The 19,458-nt window shown below is 55.2% G+C and carries 20 protein-coding genes; 5 read left to right on the top strand and 15 right to left on the bottom strand.

Annotated elements, in window-relative coordinates:
- Nucleotides 1-101: 101 nt before the first annotated feature.
- The 3 genes from Z948_RS0102940 (at nucleotide 102) to phaR (ending at nucleotide 3,223) form a co-directional block, all read left to right on the top strand.
- Nucleotides 102-1,907, top strand: coding sequence for a PHA/PHB synthase family protein (locus Z948_RS0102940; protein WP_025058083.1), 1,806 nt, complete (start codon nucleotides 102-104; stop codon nucleotides 1,905-1,907).
- Nucleotides 1,908-2,084: 177 nt separating this feature from the next.
- Complete coding sequence (locus tag Z948_RS0102935) at nucleotides 2,085-2,534, top strand: hypothetical protein (protein WP_025058082.1); 450 nt, start codon at nucleotides 2,085-2,087, stop codon at nucleotides 2,532-2,534.
- A 137-nt stretch (nucleotides 2,535-2,671) separates the two neighbouring features.
- The gene (gene phaR / locus Z948_RS0102930) at nucleotides 2,672-3,223 is read left to right on the top strand and encodes a polyhydroxyalkanoate synthesis repressor PhaR (RefSeq protein ID WP_025058081.1); all 552 of its coding nucleotides are present in this window, start codon (nucleotides 2,672-2,674) and stop codon (nucleotides 3,221-3,223) included.
- Between the two features lie 127 nt (nucleotides 3,224-3,350).
- Here the strand turns inward: phaR and Z948_RS0102925 are convergent, their stop codons facing one another.
- The 14 genes from Z948_RS0102925 to Z948_RS0102860 form a co-directional block, all read right to left on the bottom strand.
- Nucleotides 3,351-4,526, bottom strand: a complete 1,176-nt coding sequence (locus Z948_RS0102925; RefSeq protein ID WP_025058080.1) for a DegT/DnrJ/EryC1/StrS family aminotransferase — start codon at nucleotides 4,524-4,526, stop codon at nucleotides 3,351-3,353.
- A gap of 93 nt (nucleotides 4,527-4,619) precedes the next feature.
- On the bottom strand, nucleotides 4,620-5,924 hold the full coding sequence (locus Z948_RS0102920; RefSeq protein ID WP_025058079.1) for an NAD(P)/FAD-dependent oxidoreductase: 1,305 nt from the start codon (nucleotides 5,922-5,924) through the stop codon (nucleotides 4,620-4,622).
- Between the two features lie 8 nt (nucleotides 5,925-5,932).
- Entirely contained in the window at nucleotides 5,933-7,291 is a 1,359-nt protein-coding gene (locus Z948_RS0102915) for a glutamine synthetase family protein (RefSeq protein ID WP_025058078.1), read from the bottom strand.
- The gene (locus Z948_RS0102910; RefSeq protein WP_025058077.1) at nucleotides 7,291-7,974 is read right to left on the bottom strand and encodes a type 1 glutamine amidotransferase; all 684 of its coding nucleotides are present in this window, start codon (nucleotides 7,972-7,974) and stop codon (nucleotides 7,291-7,293) included. Before Z948_RS0102910 ends, Z948_RS0102915 begins: the two co-directional genes overlap by 1 nt.
- Before the next feature lie 3 nt (nucleotides 7,975-7,977).
- Entirely contained in the window at nucleotides 7,978-9,312 is a 1,335-nt protein-coding gene (locus tag Z948_RS0102905; RefSeq protein ID WP_025058076.1) for a glutamine synthetase family protein, read from the bottom strand.
- Nucleotides 9,313-9,396: 84 nt separating this feature from the next.
- Entirely contained in the window at nucleotides 9,397-10,203 is an 807-nt protein-coding gene (locus Z948_RS0102900) for an ABC transporter permease (RefSeq protein WP_025058075.1), read from the bottom strand.
- Nucleotides 10,200-11,081 (bottom strand): ABC transporter permease, encoded by an 882-nt coding sequence (locus Z948_RS0102895; protein ID WP_025058074.1) that lies wholly within the window; start codon nucleotides 11,079-11,081, stop codon nucleotides 10,200-10,202. Before Z948_RS0102895 ends, Z948_RS0102900 begins: the two co-directional genes overlap by 4 nt.
- 71 nt (nucleotides 11,082-11,152) lie before the next feature.
- Nucleotides 11,153-11,887, bottom strand: a complete 735-nt coding sequence (locus Z948_RS0102890) for a transporter substrate-binding domain-containing protein (protein ID WP_025058073.1) — start codon at nucleotides 11,885-11,887, stop codon at nucleotides 11,153-11,155.
- A gap of 36 nt (nucleotides 11,888-11,923) precedes the next feature.
- Entirely contained in the window at nucleotides 11,924-12,700 is a 777-nt protein-coding gene (locus Z948_RS0102885) for an ABC transporter ATP-binding protein (protein ID WP_025058072.1), read from the bottom strand.
- Between the two features lie 110 nt (nucleotides 12,701-12,810).
- Nucleotides 12,811-13,245: a tellurite resistance TerB family protein gene (locus Z948_RS0102880; protein WP_025058071.1), complete on the bottom strand. Its 435-nt coding sequence runs from the start codon at nucleotides 13,243-13,245 to the stop codon at nucleotides 12,811-12,813.
- A gap of 29 nt (nucleotides 13,246-13,274) precedes the next feature.
- Nucleotides 13,275-13,712, bottom strand: a complete 438-nt coding sequence (locus Z948_RS0102875; protein ID WP_025058070.1) for a tellurite resistance TerB family protein — start codon at nucleotides 13,710-13,712, stop codon at nucleotides 13,275-13,277.
- Between the two features lie 9 nt (nucleotides 13,713-13,721).
- The gene (locus tag Z948_RS0102870) at nucleotides 13,722-14,372 is read right to left on the bottom strand and encodes a hypothetical protein (RefSeq protein WP_025058069.1); all 651 of its coding nucleotides are present in this window, start codon (nucleotides 14,370-14,372) and stop codon (nucleotides 13,722-13,724) included.
- A gap of 19 nt (nucleotides 14,373-14,391) precedes the next feature.
- Nucleotides 14,392-14,688, bottom strand: coding sequence for a DUF1330 domain-containing protein (locus tag Z948_RS0102865; RefSeq protein WP_025058068.1), 297 nt, complete (start codon nucleotides 14,686-14,688; stop codon nucleotides 14,392-14,394).
- A gap of 31 nt (nucleotides 14,689-14,719) precedes the next feature.
- Nucleotides 14,720-15,499: a 23S rRNA (adenine(2030)-N(6))-methyltransferase RlmJ gene (locus Z948_RS0102860; RefSeq protein WP_025058067.1), complete on the bottom strand. Its 780-nt coding sequence runs from the start codon at nucleotides 15,497-15,499 to the stop codon at nucleotides 14,720-14,722.
- Between the two features lie 201 nt (nucleotides 15,500-15,700).
- On the opposite strand from Z948_RS0102860, the gene Z948_RS0102855 reads away from it, so the two are divergent.
- Both Z948_RS0102855 and Z948_RS0102850 read left to right on the top strand, forming a co-directional pair.
- Nucleotides 15,701-16,162 carry an NUDIX hydrolase gene (locus tag Z948_RS0102855; RefSeq protein WP_025058066.1) on the top strand — a complete coding sequence of 154 codons (462 nt, stop codon included), beginning with the start codon at nucleotides 15,701-15,703 and terminating at the stop codon, nucleotides 16,160-16,162.
- Between the two features lie 78 nt (nucleotides 16,163-16,240).
- Nucleotides 16,241-17,728 (top strand): inorganic phosphate transporter, encoded by a 1,488-nt coding sequence (locus Z948_RS0102850; protein WP_025058065.1) that lies wholly within the window; start codon nucleotides 16,241-16,243, stop codon nucleotides 17,726-17,728.
- 59 nt (nucleotides 17,729-17,787) lie between these two features.
- Here Z948_RS0102850 and Z948_RS0102845 read toward each other — a convergent pair whose 3' ends face one another.
- Nucleotides 17,788-19,434, bottom strand: coding sequence for a CTP synthase (locus tag Z948_RS0102845; RefSeq protein ID WP_025058064.1), 1,647 nt, complete (start codon nucleotides 19,432-19,434; stop codon nucleotides 17,788-17,790).
- Nucleotides 19,435-19,458 lie beyond the last annotated feature (24 nt).

Here is a 19,458-nt window from a genome sequence, read left to right as displayed (position 1 = left end):
TAGTACTGTGGCCCAATGTCTGGGCGTGTCTCCGGAGAATATCCCAAAACGAGGGTAGGCCGGAAATGCTGCAGCTGCAAACATAGGGAGAAAAAGTTAATATGACAACTGAATCTGATAACGGCGGTGATGCAGCAGCAGAATCTTTGGCGCGAATGAAGGAAAACTTGAGTAAAGTCGACTCTTTGCGTGACCGTCTGACGCATGTCCTAGCGCATCGGCATACGCATCAGGCTGCGTTGGATGGCCCAAATCAGGAGTTGTTTCAAAAAGCGGCCAAGGCCTATATGCAGGAGGCCATGTCGAATCCGGCAAAGCTCATCGAGCACCAGCTGGCGTTCTGGACCAAATCTGTCACCCATTTCGTTGAGGCCCAGCAAGCACTGGCAAAGGGAACTCTTTCTGCCCCCGAGGATCGAACAGCGCCAGACAGGCGGTTTGCAAATCCGATGTGGCAAGAGCATCCGTATTTCAACTTTGTAAAGCAGCAATATCTGATGAACGCCGAAGCGATCACGCAAGCGGTGGAAGATGTCGAAGATATGGAACCGCGTGAAAAGCAGCGGCTGCAATATTTCTCGCGCCAGATCATTGATATGATGAGCCCGACAAATTTTCTGGCGACAAACCCTGATGTTTTGCAAAAGGCGGTCGAAACAGAAGGGGAGAGCCTGATCAAAGGGCTGGAAAACCTGATTTCGGATCTGGAGGCGAACAACGGTGAGATGGTTGTGCGGCTGGCCGATGAATCCGCGTTTGAGTTAGGTGAAAACATCGCAACAACACCGGGCAAGGTGGTGTTTCGCAACCGCATGTTTGAACTGATCCAATATACGCCGACGACCGAAACTGTACACGCAACGCCTTTGGTCGTGTTTCCGCCGTGGATCAATAAATACTATATTCTGGACCTCAAGGCGCAGAACTCATTCGTGAAATGGGTCGTTGATCAAGGGTATACCTTGTTCATGGTTTCTTGGGTTAATCCTGATGGGGCTTATCGCGATGTCGGCATGGAGGACTATGTCGAGGATGGCTATATCACCGCGTTTAATCAGGTGAAGGCCATCACGGGCGAGAAAAGCATCAACGCCGTGGGCTATTGCATTGCTGGAACGACGCTGTCGCTGACATTGTCGTTGTTGAAACAACGGGGCGATACTTCGGTCAAGTCGGCGACTTTCTTTACCGCGTTGACAGATTTTTCGGATCAGGGGGAATTCCGGCCGTTCCTAACGGATGACTTTGTTGACGGTATCGAGGCGGAAACCGCAGACAAAGGTGTTTTGCCCTCTATCGTTATGGCGCGAACCTTTTCGTTCCTGCGGTCAAACGATCTGGTCTATGGGCCAGCGGTGAAAAGCTATATGTTGGGTGAAACGCCGCCTGCGTTTGATTTGCTGTATTGGAACGGCGACGGGGCGAACCTGCCTGCAAAAATGGCGATGCAATATCTGCGGGGCTTGTGCCAACGCAACGAACTGGCCGAGCAGGGGTTTGATCTATGTGGTCATCACCTTGTTTTGGACGAGGTCGACATCCCTTTATGTGCGATCGCATGCGAGACAGATCACATTGCCCCGTGGAAAGACAGCTATCGCGGGATACAGCAGATGGGGAGCAAGGATAAAACCTTTATCATGACCCAGTCCGGCCACATCGCGGGGATCGTTAATCCGCCCAGCAAAGGGAAATACGGCCACTATACCAACAAGGACCTGACCCTTTCCTACGAGGATTGGCTGGAGGCTGCGAAGTTTAACGAGGGGTCTTGGTGGCCTCTTTGGGAAAAGTGGCTCACCAAAAGATCGGGCAAGATGATTCCTGCGCGAATTCCAGGAGACGGTGGCCAAGAAATTTTATGTGACGCACCCGGAACCTATGTTGCCGTAAAGGCAAGGGGCTGATTTTTCACAAGATTACCTGTGGTTGAAGTTTATGCTGCATTGCAGAAAAAAGACTTGCAATGCCGCGATGCAGCATCTATATCCTTTTGCAGACGCAGAAACTTGGGCACCCAAGTCGATGCACTGAAATTCGTAAGAGGCATCATGCCTCGCTGATGTAAATAAAGGATGACGATAATGGCGACTGCAACGACACCAGACATGACAGCAATGCTCAAAGACATGATGGGCGCATTTCCTGTGGACACGGCATCCATGGAAGCTTCCTTCAAAACTTCCGCAACTCTGAACGAGAAACTTTCCGGCGTTGCACTGGCAGCTGTTGAAAAATCCACTGAGATTTCCTCTGCTTGGACAAAAGACACCGTCACAAAGCTGACAGACATCGCAAAAGCCAAAGCCGAGCCTGCTGACTATGCAAAAGCGATGACAGACTTCGCAGCTGCATACTCCGAAGCGGCCTCCGAGCACATGGCAGCTTTCGCAGAAGTTGCGAAAAAGGTTCAGATGGAAACTGTTGAATTGATGATGGCTGCGGGCAAAGACATGTCCGACGAAGCAACCTCCGTCATGACCAAAGCGACCGACGAAGTTAAGGCCGCTGCGAAAAAAGCGACATCCAAATAAGTCTGGTTTCAGACAAGCTGATCACCCAAGGGTGATTAAGATACGGGAAGGGTGGGCTGCGACGCAGCGCACCCTTTCTTTTTGCGAATGCGGCGTCTAGGCTGCACTGCAGCACAGCCTATTGGGGAGGACACCACGTGGCGGAGACCAAGAAATCTCTTTTGATCAAACGATATGCCAGCCGGCGGCTCTATAACACTGAGACCAGTGATTATGTGACGCTGGAGGATATTGCGGGATTTATCCGTGATGGGCGCGAAGTGCAGATTGTCGATCTCAAATCCGGAGATGACCTGACGCGACAGTATCTACTTCAAATCATCGCGGAACACGAAAGCCGTGGCGAGAATGTTTTGCCGATTGATGTGCTCAACGATCTGGTGCGCAGCTATATGACTGGCAAGGTAAGCGTTGTGCCCGAATTCCTTCAGCAGTCGTTTGCTATGCTGCGCGATGGTCAAAGCAAGGTGATGGAAAACATGACCTCGATGAACCCGTTGTCAAATATGCCAGGGTTTGATGCGATGCAAGCGCAGCAAGAAGCGTTTATGAAAGCGATGACAGGGGGATGGCAGGGTGGCAGCACAACGCCAGAGCCGCCAAAACCGCAGGCCGAAAGCAGCGAAGATCTGGACGCGATTAAGCGACAGCTTTCCGAATTGCAAGACAAGCTGTCCAAGCTGAAGTGATCCGACGGACATGGCCCCCATAGGGGCCAAGCCTGTTTTTGGGAGAAGGGGGCGAGGTATCTCGCCCTTTTGTGTTTCTGGCCCCTAGACGTGGGATGACAGGCCAAAATCTGACCTGCCGTCTGGATCAAGCGGCAGCGCGCGTTACCTCTTCCAAGGCACCCAATAGCGTTTGGGCAATCGCCTCGCATTGATTTGTGCTGAGCTGAACCGGTAGGCGCACATCGCAGGCGTTCATCAACATGGCGCGGGTTTGGGGAAGCTCTGGCAAATCGGGGATGAACTGCCAGTTCCAGAATGCGCGCGCGTTATCTGTGCTTTGCCCGAATACTTGAACCTTTACGCCAAGGTCAGCTGCTTGGGCGGCGAAGGCGCTTATGCTCTCATCCGAGAGGCCAACCAGATTGAACTGGATCGAGTCTGGCGCACGGACCTCTGGGGCCAGCGGCGCGGGGACGCTGATATAGGGCGAGGTGGATAGCCTTGCCGCAACAAGGTCGTGGTTGCGCAAACCATCTGCGATCCGGCGCCCCAGCTCTGGCAGCTGAGCGCGAGCAACTGCTGCTGAGAGGTTGCTTAGGCGTAGGTTATACAGCGGCAATTGGTTCTGGTGTTTGGCAAAAGCGTCCTGCAAAACGGGGTGCTTTTTCCAGTTATGTTCGTAGGCCCCTGACATGATGATCGCGCGGGCAACCAGATCAGCATCATCGGTGATCAGGATGCCACCTTCGCCCGCGTTGATCATTTTGTAGCTTTGGAAAGAGAAGCAACCGATGCGCCCGAGCGTGCCAATTTTGCGGCCATGCCATGTGGTGCCAAGGCTATGGGCCGCGTCTTCGATGACGGGAATGCCAGCTTTGTCGCAAAGGGCCATGATTGCGTCCATATCCGAAGTATGGCCGCGCATATGGCTGATGATGACAGCATCCACCGTCGGCAGCTTTTTGGCAAAATCATCCATATCAATGCGGTAGTTGTCACCAACTTCACAAAGAACGGGCAGGCAATCGGCATGCACGACAGCCGAAGGAACAGCGGCAAAGGTGAACCCGGGGATTAGAACCCGTGCCTGTGCAGGCAGTTCCAACGCTTTGAGCGATAAAAAGAGGGCGGCGGAACAGGACGAAACGGCCAACGCAAACCGCGTGCCCATCATTTCGGCGAATTCTGCCTCAAGCAGGGTCGCGGGGGCGTCTTTATCTGCAGTATAGCGAAACAGGTCGCCGCTTTCCATCAGGCGATGGATTTCTGCTTCGAGGCTTTTGGGAAGTGGCTCTGCTTGGTGAAGGTTCGGGAGGCTCATATTTCAAAATCCTGAATGTAGGTTGTGGCAAATGTAAAACAAAGAATTGCGCGTGCAAAGAGTATTTTGGCTAAGCTTTTGTAATTTTTTGTATTAGAGCCCCAGCCGATCCCGCAGAGCGTACCAAGTCATCGCCATGACGAGCAGGGGAGACCGCATCGCGCTGCCCCCCGGAAAAGGCGTGTTGGGCAGGGCAGCAAGCGTATCAAACCCGTCACTATCCCCTTGGATCGCAAGAGCCATCAGTTTTCCCGCATGGGTGGCTGTGCCCACACCATGCCCCGAATACCCCGAAGCGGAGAGGATGTTTTTCCCCGAGCGGGCCAGATAGGGGAGGCGTTTCATCGTGATCCCCAATGTGCCACCCCAAGCATAGTCAATCTTTACATCCTTGAGATTGGGAAAGACGACCGACATGGGTTTGCGCACTTTTGCAGCGATATCAGTGGGGAACCGATAGCCATAGCTTTCGCCGCCACCAAACAGCAGCCGCCCATCATGGCTAAGCCGGAAATAATTCACAACAAAACGGCTGTCTGCGACAGCAACATCGCGGGGCAGAACCTCTGCGATGCGATCGCCCAAGGGCTCGGTGGCGACGATGAAGTTATTGATGGGCATAACACGCGCTGCAACCTTGCGGTTCAACCCGCCAAGGTATCCGTTACAGGCAAGGATCACGTGATCGGCTTCAACATGGCCTGCATCTGTGCGCACAATGGCTTTGGCGCCTTCGTCAATGTGATGCACAGCACTGCCTTCATGGATGCGAACACCAGCGGCTTTGGCGGCTTTGGCTAACCCCAATGCATAGTTGAGAGGGTGCAGATGGGCCGCCCCCCGATCAAGGAAGCCGCCACGGTAGTCAGGCGAAGGGCAGACTGATTGCAGGGCCGCGCGGTCCAATGTTTCGATCTGGGAATAGCCGTATTTGCCGGACAGGTGGTTGGCATAGTCATGCAGGTGTTTAACCTCTGCATCAGAGGAACCCGTCCATGCGACACCTGGCTTGAGATGGCATTCAATATTGTGGTCCGCGATGAGGGATTTCACCAAATCCTTAGCGTCTTCGGCAAGGTCCCACAGCTTTTTCGCTTCGGGGTCCCCGACCATCCGCTCTAATGCGTCTTGCTCGGTGCGCTGCCCAGAACCAAGTTGCCCACCGTTACGACCCGAGGCGCCAAATCCAACCCTTTGGGCGTCTAGCAACACAACATCGCGGCCTGCTTGGGCTAAATGCAATGCTGCTGATAGGCCCGTATAGCCAGCACCAATCACGCAAACATCCGCCTTTTGTGCCCCCTTCAGGGGGGCGAACGGCTCAAGAGGGGTAGCCGTCGCCGCATACCAGCTGGGCGGATAGGCACCGCGTTTGTCATTGGCGTAAAGCAGGTTCATGGCAAGCCTCAGACGTTCAGCAGCAGGTGTTCACGTTCCCAAGGCGAGATCACTTGGAGAAACTCGTCATATTCGGCCTCTTTCACGATGCCATAGACCCGTGCAAAATCGGGGCCGAGCACCTCGTGCAATGCCTCGGCTTCGCCAAAGATGCGCAGCGCTTCGCCCATTGTGCGGGGGATGTCGCCTTCGCCGTCATAGGCATCGCCTTTGAATTCGGCCATCGGTTGCTTGCCCTCTTTTAGGCCTAGGTATCCGCAGGCCAGAGAGGCCGCGATCCCCAGATAGGGGTTGCAATCCATACCTGCCAAACGGTTTTCAACCCGCCGCGCAGAGGCGCTGGAGAGTGGCACGCGAATGCCCGTGGTGCGATTGTCGCGCCCCCATTCCAGATTGATCGGGGCCGCGTGATCTTTGACGTAGCGACGATAGCTGTTCACATAGGGGGCAATGACCGCCAGTGCCGCTGGCATGTGGTTTTGCAATCCAGCGATGAAATGCATGAAGGGCGCGGTTTCGCTACCATCTGCATCCGAAAAAATGTTCTGACCCGTCGCCTTATCCAGCACCGAATGGTGGATATGCATGGCTGATCCGGGCTCGTCCTCGATGGGTTTGGCCATAAAGGTTGCATAGCAATCATGGCGCATCGCGGCTTCGCGGATCAGGCGTTTGAAATAGAAAACCTCATCGGCCAGTTTGATGGGATCGCCATGCAACAGGTTGATTTCCAGCTGACCAGCGCCGCCTTCTTGGGTGATGCCGTCAATCTCAAATCCCTGCGCTTCGGCGAAATCATAGATGTCGTCGATGACGGGGCCAAATTCATCAACGGCGGTCATCGAATAGGCCTGCCGCGCGGCCGCCGGACGGCCAGAGCGCCCCATCATGGGCTTAATGCTTTGCGAGGGGTCCAGATTGCGCGCGGTTAGGAAAAATTCCATCTCGGGGGCCACGACGGGCTCCCACCCTTCGGCATGATATAGGGCAACTACACGTTTCAGGACGTTGCGGGGGCTGAACTCGACCACATTACCATCGCGGTCAAACGCATCATGGATCACCTGAAGCGTCCAATCCGCCGTCCATGGTGCGGCTGTTGCCGTGGACATATCTGGGCGCAGGATCATGTCTTTTTCGATGAAGCCTTCATCGCCTGCGGCTTCGCCCCAGTTGCCTGTGATGGTCTGGTAAAAGATGCTGTCGGGCAGGTGAAAGCTATCTTGGCGGGCGAATTTTGATGCAGGAACGGCCTTGCCACGCGCAATGCCTGGCAGGTCGGGAATGACGCATTCTACCTCGTCCAAACGGCGTCCCTTAAGGTATTCTGCCGCTGCGTGCGGCAGGGAGTCTTTCCAGTCAGCCATTATGAATTCTCTTTGCTTTTAAAAAATGCCACCATCTGTTTGGCGATATCACCATTGTCGATCGGCAATGGCAATGCTTGGGCGGCCTCGTCCAGCTGCTCATCCGGCACGACGCCGCGGCCGCGTTTGTTGATCAACCCTTCGATGAACGCGGGCTCAAACTCGGGGTGGGGTTGCAGCGTCCAGATGTGATCACCATATGCCAGCACCGCGTTTGCACAAAAATCCGAGCTGCCAACAACGCGTGCACCTTCAGGCAGGGCGACGACCTGATCCTGATGCCAAGCGTTCAAAGCAACGGGTTTGTCATCGATCATGTATTCAGTCCGGCCAACCGACCAGCCGCCATCGAATTTTTCAACCTTACCGCCCAAAGCTTGGGCGATGATCTGGTGGCCAAAACAAACGCCAATCAAGGGTTTGCCAGATTGATCGATTTCGCGGATCAACTTTTCTAGCGGCGGAATCCAGTCATGCTTTTCATAGGCACCATGGCGCGACCCTGTAATCAGCCAGCCATCCGCATCCTGCGCGCCGCTGGGAAATTCCCCATCCACAACCGAGAAGGTTTCAAAGGTTAATCCGCCCCCGCCCAGAAGTTTTTCGAACAACGCGTCGTAGTTCCCAAACTCGTCCTTCATCGCATCGGGTGAGTGGCCTGTCCGTAGAATGCCAATTTCCATAACTTACACCGTATCCAGATAAATTTCGACTTGCTCGGCGCGGCTGAGCTCTTTCATGCAATCCAGTTCCTGCTTTTTGGTCAGAACAAAGTTGCGGATGAGCTCGGGGGCGAAAATGCGCGCAACCTCTGGGTCGTTTTCAAATGCGTCAATGGCATCGGACCATGTTGCAGGGATTTGCGGAAGGTCGGCCGCATAGGCATTACCAGTGATCGGGGCGGGGGGCTCTTTGCCATCCTCAATACCGTTTATGGCGGCGCCCAGAACAGCGGCAAGCATCAGATAGGGGTTCACATCGCCGCCTGACACGCGGTGTTCGATCCGCCGCGCAGCCGTCGATCCCGAGGGGATGCGAAGGGCAGATGTGCGGTTTTCATAGGCCCAACTCACGCCAGTTGGCGCGTGGCTACCCGGGACCATGCGATCAAAGCTGTTGGCATGCGGGGCAAAGACCAAAGCGGAACCAGCCATGGCGTTTAGACAGCCAGCCACAGCGTGGCGCATTGTGTCGGTGCCATCAGGGCCGCCGTTATCAAAGACATTGTTGCCGTCTTTGTCCAAAACCGAGAAATGCGTATGCAGGCCAGAACCTGCATAATCCGCATAGGGTTTAGCCATAAAGCTGGCGGCGAACCCGTGTTTGCGCGCCAATCCCCGCACCAGCATTTTGAACAGCCACGCATCATCTGCTGCGCGCAGGGCATCGTCGCAATGCATCATGTTGATTTCGAACTGGCCCAGACCTGCTTCGGAGATCGCCGTATCGGCCGGAATGTCCATTTCTTCGCAAGCATCATAGAGGTCGGTAAAGAATTGGTCGAACTGATCCAGCGCGCGAATGCTCAGGGTCTCGGCCCCTTTGCGGCGCTTGCCCGAGCGTTCGGAGGGCGGGATTTGTAATTTGCGACCGCTGTCGTCAATCAGAAAGAACTCCAGTTCGACCGCGCAAACAGGTGTCAGGCCACGCGCCGAAAAACGTTCCAACACGGCGCGAAGCGCATGGCGGGGGTCACCAGCATAGGGTGTGCCGTCTTCGTGAAACATCCAGATCGGCAGCAGGGCGCTGGGGGTGTCCAACCATGGGATCGGCATAAAGCCACGCTCGGTCGGTTTTAGAACGCCATCGCGATCACCACTGTCGAACACCAGCGGGCTGTCCTCGATGTCTTCGCCCCAGATATCTAGGTTCAGGACCGAAAACGGGAACCGCGTGCCTTCTTGGGTGATCTTATCGGCAAAACGTGTGGGGATGCGTTTGCCACGGGGGACGCCGTTTAAATCGGCTGCCGCAACGCGGATTGTGCGGACAGAAGGGTTTTTTCTTAGCCAGTTATGCATGGTTCACCATTTGATGCGCTGGTGCAGATCGGACCGTCCGATGCCTTGTCGCCAGCGCTGCGGAATTTGATCAAATTATTGATACTACCGGATCAGATTAAGGCGCAAGCGAATTTTTTGGCGGTTTTCAGAGGGTAAATGACGGTTCAGGCGCCGATTCACGAGGCCATACACCGAGATCACGATCAAGGTCAGTACGATGAAGTACCCCGCAAGGATCGGGTAGGGGATAAAGGGGTTAAACGTCTTATCCGCAAAGTAGCTGGCGTAATACAGCGCATCACCGCGTTGTTGCCATGCGGGAAAGCCCGATATGAAAACCAGCGTTGTCGCGTGAAACAGAAAGATCGCCTCGTTCGTGTAGGCAGGCCATGCAAGGCGCAACATGGTAGGCCAGATCACCCGTTTGAAACGGCTCCACCCCGTGAGGCCATAGGCATCGGCGGCTTCAACATCGCCCTTGGGAATGGATTGTAGCGCGCCATAAAAGATCTCGGCGGAATAGGCCGAGGTATTCAGGAACAACACGATCAACGCCCCCAGCCAAGCGGCAGTGAAGGGATCAAAGAAAGGGGAATATGCCTTTAGGCTGAGAAATACAAAGTAGCCAAAGAAGAACTGGATAAACAGAGGCGAGCCACGGAACACAAAGATGAACCATTCAGACGGTTTGCGCCAAATGGCGCGCGGGCTGGCCTTGCCGACGGCTAGTGCCGTGGCAAAGAAAAAGCCCAGCACCAAAGCGCTAAGTCCGAAATAAACGTTCCAGATCATGCCCGACCCGATCAGGGTGAACTGATCGCATAGGGTGAAATCCTCGCGCGGAAGCAGGCGCTCGCCAATGCCGATGGATCGCAGGCCGTAGTCCTGAATGGTCTGAAGACAACTCACGCTGCTTTCCTTTGCGCTTCGCCGCCAGTGGTCGCTTGGCCACGCGTTAGTCGCGTCATAATACGCGCGAGGACTTTCTCAGAAAGATGGGTGAAGAACAGATAAAACACCAACAGCCCTAGGAAATACCACATGCGCCAGTCGGGGTGGGGATAATCGGTAAAGCGCGCTGTTTTTGAGCCGCCCAACTCACGCGCCCAATAAACGATGTCTTCGACGCCTAAAAGGAACAGCAGCGGTGTTGCCTTGATCAGGACCATCCATAGGTTCCCAAGGCCAGGCAGGGCATAAACCCACATCTGCGGCACCAAAATGCGCCAAAAGGTCTGGCGGTGCGACATGCCGTAAGCTTCGGCAGTTTCCAGTTGGGCACGCGGAACGGCACGCATGGCACCAAACAACACATTGGCAGCAAAAGCGCCAAAAACGATGGCAAAGGTCAGCACGGCCAAGGCAAAGCCATAGGTTTCGTGGACCCATTGCGGCGAAGTGCCCAGCGGCATTTTTGCGGCTTGGCAGACAATGAAATCGGTCCCTTGGCGAATGGGTTCTTCCCAATCGGGGCAAAGGGTTTTGTGGCGTAGGTATTCGATGCCCTGATCCAGTGCGATCACAAAGAACAGGAAAAACGCAATGTCGGGAACGCCACGCACAATCGCAATATATGTTTTGCCAAACCAGCGCAGCGGCGCGATCCGTGATCGGGCGGCAGATGCCCCCCCAAACCCGAACGCCAGAGCCGTAGGCGCCGTGATCGCCAGCAGCGTCAGCACGGTGAGCAAAGACCAATAGAGGTTCATATGCTTGCCTGTGGTCAGGTAGCAGCTAAGCCATTTCAGGCCCTCTAATTGGGAGGGGTCGGCGCAATAACTAAAGATAGCGAGGCTCGTAAAGATAAAGAGAGAAGGGAGTGAGGGAGGCGATCACATGCCGCCTCCCTCGGAGTGTCTTATTCGTAAACGACTGCGTCTTCGCCGAACCATTTTTTCAAAGCAGCGTTCAATGTGCCGTCTGCTTTCATGGAGGTGATGGCCGCGTCGAATTTCGCTTTCAGCTCACCGTCGCTTTCGCGCAGGCCCATGCCAACGCCGCCACCCAGCTGAACGTCTTCGCCAGCGAAAACCATTTCGCCGCCAGACTCTTCTACCGCTGGTGCCAGCGCGTCTTTGTCAGCGAAAACAGCGTCTGCTTCGCCGTTGCGAACCGCAGCAACAGTTTCGTCATAGGTTGCGAATTCCAGCAATGTTGCGCCGCTTTCGGCAACGTAACCGGCCTGAATTGTGCTGGCCTGTGCTGCGATAACGCCGCCTGTCAGATCCGCATCCGCAGACAACGCTACATAGGCGGACTGTGCTGGCGGGATGTAGTTCTGGGTAAAGTCGATGACTTCGTCACGCTCATCCGTGATGCTCATGCCGGCGATGATTGTGTCATAGTTGCCGGATGTGAGGTTCGGGATGATGCTGTCCCATTCGTTTGTGACCCATTCGCAGGTCAGCTCGGCGCGCTTGCACAGCTCGTCGCCCACTTCGCGCTCGAAGCCGTCAACTTCGCCAGCATCGTTGATGAAGTTATAGGGGGGGTAGGCGCCTTCGGTGCCCATGCGGATTGTTTTTGCATCTTCAGCAAAAGCCAAGCCCGCAGTCAGGGCCAATGCACTGGTCGCAAGGATAAGGTTTTTCATGTGGTGTCTCCCAGGTTTTTTATTACCGGTTACGGTTTATGCGGCGTGGGTTGCAGATAGGAACCCGCGCAGTCGCTCTGATTTGGGTGCGCCGAATAGTGTTTCGGGGCTCCCTTGTTCCTCGATCAGGCCCTGATGCAGGAACACAACCGTGTCCGACACATCAGCGGCCAGCTTCATATCATGGGTCACGATCATCATCGTGCGCCCTTCGGCGGCGAGGTCTTTGATGACCTTCACAACTTCTTGTTCCAGTTCGGGGTCAAGCGCGGAAGTGGGCTCATCAAACAGCAGCGCTTCTGGCTCCATACACAGGCCGCGCGCGATAGCGGCGCGTTGCTGTTGGCCACCTGATAGCTGGGCTGGATAAACATCGCATTTGTCCCCGATGCCGACCTTTTCCAGATAGGCACGGGCAGATTTCTCTACCTCGTCACGGTCGCGGCCCAACACGGTTAGGGGCGCCTCCATCACGTTTTGAAGGATCGTCATATGGGCCCACAGATTAAACTGCTGGAAAACCATCGACAGGTTGGTGCGAATGCGCAGAACCTGTTTGGCATCCGACGGGCGCCGCCCATGGCCGTTGCCGCGCCACGAAACGGGTTCCCCTTTAAACAGGACTTCGCCCTGCTGGCTGTCCTCTAACAGGTTACAACACCGCAACAACGTGGATTTCCCCGAGCCCGAAGACCCGATCAGCGAAATGACATGTCCCTTGGGCGCTGCAATGCTAACGCCTTTCAAAACCTCCAACGTGCCATAAGCTTTGTGGAGATCGCGGATTTCAATAACAGGTATATCTGATGTCACGTGAGGCCATGTGTAAGAAGATGTAGCGGGTATATGATGCGAGAATCGCATCACTTGCAACATTCAAACGATGGGATTTGATCATAGTTTCCGTGAGGAAGCCTAATTTTTCAGCGTTCGACACGCTTTCGGGCCTGCGCGCTTTCCACGTCGGTGATCCCTAAGAAGTTGGAAACAAGTCGTAAAAGAGCGTCTTCTTCCTGCGCGCGGGTGCCGTCTGCTAATACAACCTGCCACAATGCTTCGACCACGGCGAGGCGGTCCTCATAGGCGACCGCATCTTTGATTGCGCGGGTGAAACGTACTGTGTCAGGGGCTTCGGTCTCTAGGATTTCGGCATCGGACAGCAACGCCTCGCAGGCGCTATCATCAAGCGAATAGCGCTCTTTGATGATGCTTTGAATGCGGGTGTGTTCGGCCGCGCTATAGTCATGATCGGATCGCGCCACGCGAACCAGCAAAGCGGTCAGCGCCAGACGCGCATCTGTGTCTGGCAATTGGGCGGGGGCTGGGGCGGTCAGCCGTTTTAGGAAATCTGCAAACATGGAACTCTACCTAGACGGCGTACGGAAATTTACAATCCGCCAAGCGCATTTTTACGCGCTGTGTTGATGTCTTCTTCGGTTAGGCCAAGGGCGGTTTCAATCGCCAGCAGTTGTTCCTCTTCCTCAGGGTCGCGGCGCCCATCCGCCATCGCAACACCCCACATGGCTTCGCCCAAGGCGAAGCGTTCGGAATAGGGGATTTCTTCGCGCAGGATTTCCGTGAATTCCGGCGTTCCCGGCGCGTGGCGTTCCAGGGCTTCGCATTCCGCGCGCAGCTTCGCAGCATCAAGCGGCTTTAGATCAAAGGTAGCGGCCAGCACACGATCAATATGCGCAACTTCGGAAGCGAGATATTCGCGGTTGGCCAAGGCAACACGGACCAAGAGTGCCCCAAGGGCAAGCTGGGCGTTTGGCTGGGGCAGCGGCGTGGGCGCGGGGGCGCGGCGGGGGAAAAGACGTTCTAGCATCCTATTTTGTTACCCCAAGTTCGCGGCATTGCCAAATCTTATTGAATCGATTGCGATCCCCTGCGGATCACGGTTGGTCACAACCACACCTGCAATGTCAGCGCCATTGCCTGACCGAAGAAAGCCAACAGAGCTTTCCCCGATTGGCTGAACAGGGATGTGTTCCAGCGCCACACCATCACGGCGCAGAAAGAGAATATCGGCCCGCCCGCGTTCGCCGCCGCGAAAATCGATGCTTATGGCTGCTTGGTCTTGGTCAAACAAGATTGCTATGGCGCCTTCGCCTTGGGCGTCGCGCTTTGGGAACCCTTTGGGGCCATAGCCGTTTAGGACTTTGACACCCCTAAAGCTGACGACAGATAGGTTCTGGCCTTTTTCTCCGGCAAGGATTGTCAGGGGCGAAAGCGCCGCGCCCGTCACCACATCATGAGCCCCAGCCGCATTCACTGTCTGCCCAGCAAATCGTTCGCCAAAACGGGCGCCCCTTAAAACCAGAACGTCGTCCACCACAAACCCAGGACCAGCGCCCGCGCGTGTTTCTTGGAAAGTGATATGTTCGGGCAGGCTAAGGCCATCAGGGTTCACGATGCAAACGGCGTCACCGCAGGCAAAAGCGTCAACAGGCAGGATCATAAACAAAAGGGCGGCCAGATGTTTCATCCCGCCACCCTAGCATATTTTAGCCGTCATAGCCTTCAATAATTATCAGGTTGCCGTCCGACACCGTCATTCGGATGTCTTTGGCCGCCTGATAGGCTGGGCTTTCATAACAGGCGACTGCATCTGCATAGCTTGGAAATTCGATGACAACAGTGCGGCTATGGGCGTTGCCCTCGCGGATTTGCTGTGTCCCGCCGCGCGCAAGGAATTTCGCGTTATAATCGGCAAAGGGTTTGGCATTTGCTGCGCGGTACTTGTCATAAACTTCGGCGTCTCGGACATCTACATTCCCGATCCAGTACCCTTTTTTTGGCATCGCTATCGTCTCCCGATTGTTTGAGGGCTGCTTAACGCAGTTTTGCAAATTTGGCGGCGAGGGTTTTCGCTTCTTCCGCTAACCCATAGGGCGGGTTTAGCACAAACATGCCAGAGCCGACCATCCCGTGACCAGGGCGCGCGGGCGGGAAGCGCACCTCATGGCGCAGCGCGTCTTTGTGTTGGCTGCTGAGGGCGTTCAACATCGGCTCATGCGCTTTGTTGGTTAGGATCGGATACCAAAGCGCGATGATCCCAACATTCCATGCTTTGTGCAACTTTGCGATATGGCGAAAAATCGTTTCGTAGTCGGTTTTGATCTCGTAACTGGGATCGATCAGCAACATACCGCGGCGCGGTGTCGGCGGACACAGGGCAAAAGCGGTTTCGAACCCATCGCGCAAATGACATTTCGCATTGGTTGGTGACATGGCCAGCTCTAGGGCGGCGTGTTCTCTGGGGTGTAGTTCGGCCAGATGGATTTTATCCTCGGGGCGCAACAAATGGGCCGCGATCATGGGAGATCCAGGATAGGCGCGCGGGCCGTCTTCGGCGGCTATTTTATCCAGTACCTTTGAATAGGGGTGATCAACATCGAACCATCCGCGCGCTTGCTCGATCCCTGCTTTGGCCTCGCCCGTTTTCAGGGCTTCTTCCGCGCCCAGATCATATAATGCGCGCCCCGCGTGGGTTTCCACATAGGTGAGCGGCTTTTCCTTGCGGGTAAGATAGGCCAGCATCCATGAGAGAAGGCTGTGTTTGTGGACATCCGCAAGATTTCCGGCGTGATAGATATGTTGATAACTAAGCATACACGCGGTTTAGAGCATCAAAGCCCATGTGCAACTCAAATCCGTATCTTGAAAAGCGCCCTGTAGAGGCCCAAATCACCCAAAACGCAGTGAGGTCTGAGTGATTGCCCGAGGTGCCAAAACTGGCAGAATTTGAACTTTGTTAGCAAATGCGTCATACTGCGTTGGATAAGAACAAAAAAACTCGAGTGGTTGTCGAAAATGAATGCCTCCCTTCACAGGGTCTGGGACATGTTCCTTGGCCCGATGTTGCAACGCCCCAAAAAGCTGCAGGTTGCGGCGCTTTGCCATCGTGGCGATGAACAGGACCGTGAATACCTGCTGATCACCAGCCGCGATACGGGGCGTTGGATCATCCCGAAAGGCTGGCCCATTCGGGGATTGAAGTCGTGGGAAACAGCCTTGCAAGAAGCATGGGAAGAAGCAGGGGTGCAAAACAGCCCCGCTTCCAAGGCGCCAGTCGGGCGGTATACCTACAAAAAACGCGCGGCCTCTGGTCTGGAGGTGCCGGTCGAAACTTTGGTGTATTCGGTTGATGTGCAAGCTTTGGCAAAGACCTTTCCCGAAGCCCATGAAAGAACCCTAAAATGGGTCAAGGCAGAGGAAGCGGCCGAAATGGTCAACGAACCAGAGCTGCAATCGCTTTTCAGGGACCGGCAATAGCGATCTGTTAAAGAATGGCTTCCTTGCCCTTTAGGGCATTTTAACGATAAGCCCTCTTTAATTAGGGGACATATTCACATGGCACATAAAAACCAAGACGGGCGCCACCTTGAGACGCTCGACCGCGATCTGGCACGGTTTTCCACGTTAGAACTGGCGGCAACCTATGTTGCGCGCCCGATGGTGGGGCCAGGTATTGCGTTGGTCTTTATTCTGTTGGCTGGCATCGCGGCGATGGTGTTTTTTGGGCAAACGTCCAATTCGATGATTGTCGTCATTGCTGCGTGTTTGGGTGCTTATATGGCGCTGAACATCGGGGCAAACGATGTGGCGAATAATATGGGGCCAGCCGTTGGGGCCAATGCGTTGTCTATGGGCGGCGCGATCGCCATTGCTGTTGTGTTTGAAAGCGCGGGTGCGCTGATTGCGGGCGGTGATGTGGTTTCAACCATCGCCAAGGGGATCATCGCCCCCGAAAGCATGGGAACAGCATCGACGTTTATTTGGGCGATGATGGCAGCCCTTTTGTCTGCTGCCCTATGGGTGAACCTTGCTACTTGGGTTGGCGCGCCTGTGTCCACAACCCATTCGGTTGTTGGCGGTGTCATGGGGGCGGGGATCGCGGCGGCGGGGTTTGCTGCGGTGAACTGGCCCACAATGGCGGGCATTGCTGCCAGCTGGGTGATTTCGCCGATGCTGGGCGGTTTGATCGCGGCCATGTTCCTGTGGTTGATCAAATCCCGCATCGTTTATCGTGATGACAAAATCGCAGCGGCCCGCACATGGGTCCCCGTTTTGGTTGGCATTATGGGCGGGGCGTTTTCGGCCTATCTGGCGTTGAAAGGCCTCAAAAAGATCATCAAGATTGATATGCCAACGGCTTTGCTAATCGGTGCCATCGTTGGCGTGGTCATCTGGGTTCTGATGATCCCCGTGATCCGCAAACAATCCCAAGGATTGGAGAACCGAAACAAATCGCTGAAGGTATTGTTCGGCATTCCTCTGGTTGTCTCGGCTGCTTTGCTTAGCTTTGCGCATGGGGCAAATGACGTAGCGAATGCGGTGGCGCCTTTGGCGGCGATCGTTCAGGCCTCGCAATCCGAAAACTTTACCGATGCGGTGAGCATCCCGTTTTGGGTGATGATTATTGGCGCATTTGGGATTTCCTTTGGCTTGTTTCTGTTCGGGCCGAAACTGATCCGTATGGTTGGGGGGCAAATCACCAAACTAAACCCGATGCGCGCCTATTGCGTGGCCTTGTCTGCGGCGTTGACGGTGATCATCGCAAGCTGGCTGGGCCTGCCTGTTAGCTCGACCCATATCGCCGTTGGCGGGGTGTTTGGTGTTGGGTTCTTCCGCGAATGGGATGCCGAGCGCCGTTTGCGCCAGCAACGCCTTGCCGTGCCAGAGCGCGCCGCATTTGCACCCGAAGAACGCCGCCGCCGCAAGCTGGTGCGCCGCTCTCACTTTCTGACAATCCTTGCGGCTTGGGTCATCACAGTGCCCGCAGCGGCGATGCTATCTGGTTTGATCTTTGTGCTGATCAATTTGGCTGTTTCGGCATAGAAAAACGCGGCACCCGTAAGGCGTGCCGCGTTAAAAACCTTCAAACGTCATCTGGGTTATTAGACGAGGCGCGAGTTATCCTTGGCCGCTTTCACAAACCCCGAGAAAAGCGGGTGGGGCTGGAAAGGTTTCGATTTCAGCTCAGGGTGGAACTGAACGCCGATAAACCACGGATGATCCGACCATTCCACAATCTCTGGCAGTTTCCCATCGGGTGACATCCCCGAGAAGGTAAGCCCAGCTTTTTCCAGCTGCTCGCGGTATGCGATATCAACCTCATAGCGGTGGCGGTGGCGTTCATCGATAGATGTAGCGCCATAGACCTCGGCGACCTTTGACCCCTCTTTGAGGGTCGCGTCATAGGCGCCCAGACGCATTGTGCCGCCTTTGTCATCACCAACTTTGCGTTCGACCTTGTGGTTGCCCTGCACCCATTCTTTGAGGTGATAAACAACGGGCTCAAAACGCTTTCTGCCCGCTTCATGGTCAAACTCTTCCGAGCCGGCTGTTTTTAGGCCAGCCACATTGCGCGCCGCCTCGATCACGGCCATTTGCATGCCCAAACAGATGCCTAGGTAGGGAACGTTATGTTCGCGCGCATATTGCGCTGCTTTGATTTTACCTTCGGTGCCGCGTTCGCCAAACCCGCCTGGAACGAGGATCGCGTGATACCCCTCTAGGTGAGGCGCGACATCATCGGATTTATCAAAGACCTCGGCATCGACCCATTCCACATTGACGCGCACACGGTTGGCCATGCCCCCATGGGTCAGCGCCTCGGCGATGGATTTATAGGCGTCACCCAGTTGGGTGTATTTGCCGACAATGGCGACTTTTACTTCGCCATCCGTGTTGTGGATGCGATCGTAAACATCATGCCAAACCGCCAAATCAGGGCGCGGAGCAGGGGAGATGTCAAAGGCGTCCAGCACAGCCTGATCAAGACCTTGGTCGTGATAGGCCAGCGGCGCCTCGTAAATGGATTTCAGATCATAGGCCGCGACAACAGATTCTTTGCGCACGTTACAGAACAGGGCGATCTTTTCGCGCTCTTTCTCTGGGATCGGCTGTTCGGAGCGGCAGACAAGGATGTCAGGCGCGATGCCGATGCTTTGCAACTCTTTGACCGAGTGTTGTGTCGGTTTTGTTTTCAGCTCGCCCGAGGCCGCCAGATAGGGCAGCAGCGTGAGGTGCATGAAAATACACTGGCCGCGCGGCTTGTCGTGGCTGAACTGGCGGATCGCCTCGAAAAAGGGCAGGCCTTCGATGTCGCCGACCGTGCCGCCGATTTCACACAGCATAAAATCGACTTCGTCTTCGCCGACGGCGAGGAAATCTTTGATCTCGTTGGTGACGTGGGGGATGACCTGAATGGTTTTGCCCAAATAATCGCCACGGCGCTCTTTTTCCAGAACGGTGGAATAGACGCGGCCTGATGATACGGAATCAGTTTTGCGCGCGGCAACGCCTGTGAAACGCTCATAATGGCCCAGATCCAGATCGGTCTCGGCGCCATCATCGGTGACAAAAACCTCACCGTGTTCAAACGGGCTCATCGTGCCGGGATCGACGTTGAGGTAGGGGTCAAGCTTGCGCAGGCGAACCGAAAAGCCACGCGCCTGCAACAAAGCACCCAAAGCAGCCGAGGCAAGACCCTTGCCAAGAGAAGAAACAACACCGCCGGTGATGAAAATATAGCGTGCCATGTAAAAATACTCTCCCGTGAGCGA

Source organism: Sulfitobacter donghicola DSW-25 = KCTC 12864 = JCM 14565 (assembly GCF_000622405.1).
Taxonomy (GTDB): Bacteria; Pseudomonadota; Alphaproteobacteria; order Rhodobacterales; family Rhodobacteraceae; genus Sulfitobacter; species Sulfitobacter donghicola.
This window is presented reverse-complemented; position numbering and strand designations above follow the sequence as displayed.

Excerpts from the sequence above, each read along its gene's own strand:
- Z948_RS0102940 (WP_025058083.1), top strand. The coding sequence starts at position 102 with ATGACAACTGAATCTGATAACGGCGGTGATGCAGCAGCAGAATCTTTG.
- Z948_RS0102935 (WP_025058082.1), top strand. The coding sequence starts at position 2,085 with ATGGCGACTGCAACGACACCAGACATGACAGCAATGCTCAAAGACATG.
- Z948_RS0102925 (WP_025058080.1), bottom strand. The coding sequence starts at position 4,526 with ATGAGCCTCCCGAACCTTCACCAAGCAGAGCCACTTCCCAAAAGCCTC.
- Z948_RS0102920 (WP_025058079.1), bottom strand. The coding sequence starts at position 5,924 with ATGAACCTGCTTTACGCCAATGACAAACGCGGTGCCTATCCGCCCAGC.
- Z948_RS0102915 (WP_025058078.1), bottom strand. The coding sequence starts at position 7,291 with ATGGCTGACTGGAAAGACTCCCTGCCGCACGCAGCGGCAGAATACCTT.
- Z948_RS0102910 (WP_025058077.1), bottom strand. The coding sequence starts at position 7,974 with ATGGAAATTGGCATTCTACGGACAGGCCACTCACCCGATGCGATGAAG.
- Z948_RS0102905 (WP_025058076.1), bottom strand. The coding sequence starts at position 9,312 with ATGCATAACTGGCTAAGAAAAAACCCTTCTGTCCGCACAATCCGCGTT.
- Z948_RS0102890 (WP_025058073.1), bottom strand. The coding sequence starts at position 11,887 with ATGAAAAACCTTATCCTTGCGACCAGTGCATTGGCCCTGACTGCGGGC.
- Z948_RS0102880 (WP_025058071.1), bottom strand. The coding sequence starts at position 13,245 with ATGTTTGCAGATTTCCTAAAACGGCTGACCGCCCCAGCCCCCGCCCAA.
- Z948_RS0102875 (WP_025058070.1), bottom strand. The coding sequence starts at position 13,712 with ATGCTAGAACGTCTTTTCCCCCGCCGCGCCCCCGCGCCCACGCCGCTG.
- Z948_RS0102870 (WP_025058069.1), bottom strand. The coding sequence starts at position 14,372 with ATGAAACATCTGGCCGCCCTTTTGTTTATGATCCTGCCTGTTGACGCT.
- Z948_RS0102865 (WP_025058068.1), bottom strand. The coding sequence starts at position 14,688 with ATGCCAAAAAAAGGGTACTGGATCGGGAATGTAGATGTCCGAGACGCC.
- Z948_RS0102860 (WP_025058067.1), bottom strand. The coding sequence starts at position 15,499 with ATGCTTAGTTATCAACATATCTATCACGCCGGAAATCTTGCGGATGTC.
- Z948_RS0102855 (WP_025058066.1), top strand. The coding sequence starts at position 15,701 with ATGAATGCCTCCCTTCACAGGGTCTGGGACATGTTCCTTGGCCCGATG.
- Z948_RS0102850 (WP_025058065.1), top strand. The coding sequence starts at position 16,241 with ATGGCACATAAAAACCAAGACGGGCGCCACCTTGAGACGCTCGACCGC.
- Z948_RS0102845 (WP_025058064.1), bottom strand. The coding sequence starts at position 19,434 with ATGGCACGCTATATTTTCATCACCGGCGGTGTTGTTTCTTCTCTTGGC.